General features: G+C 58.6%; 3 protein-coding genes. All 3 read left to right on the top strand.

Annotated features, from left to right (window positions below):
* The first annotated feature begins 49 nt into the window (after nucleotides 1–49).
* Entirely contained in the window at nucleotides 50–1,948 is a 1,899-nt protein-coding gene (locus tag ACTH3D_RS12900; RefSeq protein WP_441667546.1) for a DUF294 nucleotidyltransferase-like domain-containing protein, read from the top strand.
* A gap of 16 nt (nucleotides 1,949–1,964) precedes the next feature.
* The gene (locus ACTH3D_RS12895) at nucleotides 1,965–2,684 is read left to right on the top strand and encodes a 3'-5' exonuclease (protein WP_441667545.1); all 720 of its coding nucleotides are present in this window, start codon (nucleotides 1,965–1,967) and stop codon (nucleotides 2,682–2,684) included.
* Between the two features lie 77 nt (nucleotides 2,685–2,761).
* The coding region (locus ACTH3D_RS12890; protein WP_441667544.1) for a DUF3422 family protein at nucleotides 2,762–3,229 on the top strand (468 nt) is incomplete at its 3' end.

The raw sequence follows: 3,229 nt of genomic DNA, 5'->3' as shown, positions 1-3,229 counted from the left end.
GGTCGGCTTTCAGACTGTCTGCAGACGATTATACTGTGGGGCTGTTGCTATGAGCGTTGAACTGATGGAGGTCCGTCAACACCTGGCGCGCTTTTCTCCCTTCGAGGCACTGACGGATGAGCAGCTTGATGAGGTGGCGGACTCCGTTGAGGTGGCTTACTTCAAAGCGGGCACAGATATTCTTGAGCTTGATCAGACGCTGGAGCATCTGTGTTACATCCGCAGCGGTGCCGTGGAGGTCTACCGGCGCGGTGGTGAGCTGCATAACCGCCTGGGTGAGGGCGATATCTTCGGCCAGTTCAGCTTGTTGCGTCACTGCCCGGTGGGCTATCCGGCCAAAGCCATGGAAGACACCCTCATCTATTTCATTCCTGATGAGGTGTTCCAGCACCTGTGCAAGATAGATAATATCTTTGCCGACTTTGTCGAACTCCAGCGGTCGCGCATGGAAAGCTCAGTAGATCAGTACCGTAAAAGTAACGACATGCTGGTCACGCGCATTCGCAAGCTGGTAAGCCGTTACCCGGTAATGGTTGACGCATCGACCACGGTTCAGGAGGCCGCGCGACAAATCACGGCCTTCCAGGCATCGGCAGTGCTGGTGATTGATTCGCCCAGCCCTGACTCCCGCTATGTCTTCAGCGACAGTGAAGAGCGCCCCTGGCAGGTGCGTGGAATTCTTACCGACAGCGATTTTCGCACTAAGGTGGTGGCCGAAGGTCTGCCGGCTGATACACCGGTGTCAGAAGTGATTGGCGAGCGACTCATTGCTGTACAGTCTGACGAGTCGGTTCAGGAAGCCATGCTGTGCATGCTGCGTAACAACGTCCATCACCTGCCAGTGATGCACCGTCGCAATCCCATCGGCATCGTGCACCTCTCCGACATTATTCGTTACGAGACGCAAAGCAGCCTTTATCTGGTCAGCAATATTCTTAACCAGCCCAGTGTTGAGGGCCTAGCGCGGCTGGCGCCAGATGTGCGCGCCACCTTCACGCGCCTGGTGGAAGAGGGCGCAGACTCGCAGACGGTAGGCAGTGCGCTGTCGACCATCGGCCGCAGCTTTACGCGCCGGCTGCTGGAGCTTGCCGAGGAAGAGCTAGGGCCGCCGCCAGTGGCCTATTGCTTGATGGCACTGGGCTCCATGGCGCGTAATGAACAAGTGATTGTGACGGACCAGGACAATGCTCTGGTGCTGGCTGATGATTTTGATCCTGACCAGCACGACGAGTATTTCAAGGCGATGGCAAAAATTCTCACTGATGGTCTTGATGCCTGCGGCTACCCTTACTGCAAGGGTGACATCATGGCCACTAACGACCGCTGGCGTCAGCCGCTGTCGGTGTGGAAGCGTTACTTCACCGAGTGGATCGAAGAGCCGAACCCCGAGCGCCTGCTGCACAGCTCGATCTTTTTCGACCTTGACCCGGTGCATGGCGAAAACGTGTTTGTGGAGGAGCTGCAGGAACTGGTGGCCAGCAAGGCCAGACAGCATCCCCGTTTCCTCGCTGCCATGGGACGTAATTCACTGAACCGCACGCCGCCGCTGGGCTTCTTCCGTACCTTCGTGATGGAAAAGGATGGTAAGCACAACAACACGATCAATCTCAAGCGTCGCGGGCTGGCGCCGCTGGTTGACCTGATCCGCGTGCATGCCCTGGCCTGTGGTTCCCGGGCGCAGAACAGCTACGAGCGGCTGGATGATATCGACAAGACTCAGCTGCTGGCAGCCGGCGTCAGCGACCGGCTGCGCTATGCGTTGGAGGCCATGTCGATGTCGCGAATCCGCCATCAGGCACTCAGTGTTAACAACGATCAGGTGCCCGATAACAATATCGAGCCTGAGCTGGTGTCGTCGACGGAGCGCCACGCTCTGAAGGACGCCTTCCAGGTGTTGAGTAATGCCCAGAAATTTCTCAAGTTCCGCTATCCGATGACTTCGCGTTAAGGTCCGGCAGGCAAACATGATCAAGGCTCCGAGCAGACAGGCAGCGCCGGGTTGGCCCGAGTACCTGGCGCAGCGCCAGGTAGAGGCACATACCGCGCTTTCACGCCGCTACTATCACCATCCGCTGCCGTCAGCCGAGACGCCGATCAGCGAAGTGCCCATGGTGGCTATGGATATGGAAACCACCGGGCTGGACCCACGGCGTCACGGGATCGTCAGTGTGGGCCTGGTGCCTTTTACCCTTGAGCGCATCCCCCTGAGTCAGCGGCAACACCGGATTGTGTGTCCCAGGCAGCCGCTGATTCCCGAGTCGGTCACCTTTCACCACATCACCCACAGCGATATCGCTCAGGCGCCGGATCTGGACGAGTTTCTTGATGAGCTGTTTGAGATGCTGGCCGGAAAGATCGTGGTAGTGCACTACCGGCATATCGAGCGGCAGTTTCTGGATCGTGCAGTAAAGCAGCGGCGTGGTGAGGGGATCGTGTTTCCTGTTATCGATACCATGTCGCTGGAGGCGAGCATTCATCGCCAGTCACTGCTGGCGCGTTTCAGACGCTGGATCGGGCGGCCACCGGCTTCCATACGGCTTTTCGACAGCCGAGCGCGCTACGGGCTGCCGCTCTATCAGGGGCATAATGCGCTGGTGGATGCGCTGGCTACGGCCGAGCTGCTGCAGGCCCAGATCGCTCACCACTATTCGCCGAATACGCCGCTGTCTGAGCTATGGAGTTGAGCGAGCAGACGAGAGGACTTGGCCTGCATCCGATCTGTCTCTAGTTTCGGTGGATCTTTCTCTTTCAGGAAACTGACATGCACCCACAGCGCGCGCGCCTGCACAATGAGCTCCACGCCCGGCCTTCAATCCACTTTGAAGAGCCAGCACATCTTCACCACTACGCCTTTCTTGATGCCGGCGATGTGGCCGCAGACATTCTCGGCCGACTCAGCGAAATCACTGGCAAGTCGCCTGACATGGAGGCCGCCCAGGAGGTCATCGACCTTGGCGGCCAAGTCCTGAAATGGGAGCGCCATACCGAGTTCTTCACCTTGACCCTTCTGGTGCCACGCCTCGGCCAGGGGGAGTTGTGGCCGGCACCACCGCCCCAGCTAGCAGCGGTAGCGGCCAGGCATCAGCAGGTGTTGATCAGTGCCTCCTTGATATTGGTGGAGTCCGAAGCCAACTGGAGCGGCAATGCTGAAAACTATGGTTTGCGTGACCCCGCAGGTTCCTGGGTGGGTGGCGGTGATGCCAGCGTGTGGAGCGATTTTCAGCTGACT

The organism is Halomonas sp. (assembly GCF_052095765.1).
Lineage (GTDB): Bacteria > Pseudomonadota > Gammaproteobacteria > Pseudomonadales > Halomonadaceae > Halomonas.
This window is presented reverse-complemented; position numbering and strand designations above follow the sequence as displayed.

Excerpts from the sequence above, each read along its gene's own strand:
- ACTH3D_RS12895 (WP_441667545.1), top strand. The coding sequence starts at position 1,965 with ATGATCAAGGCTCCGAGCAGACAGGCAGCGCCGGGTTGGCCCGAGTAC.
- ACTH3D_RS12900 (WP_441667546.1), top strand. The coding sequence starts at position 50 with ATGAGCGTTGAACTGATGGAGGTCCGTCAACACCTGGCGCGCTTTTCT.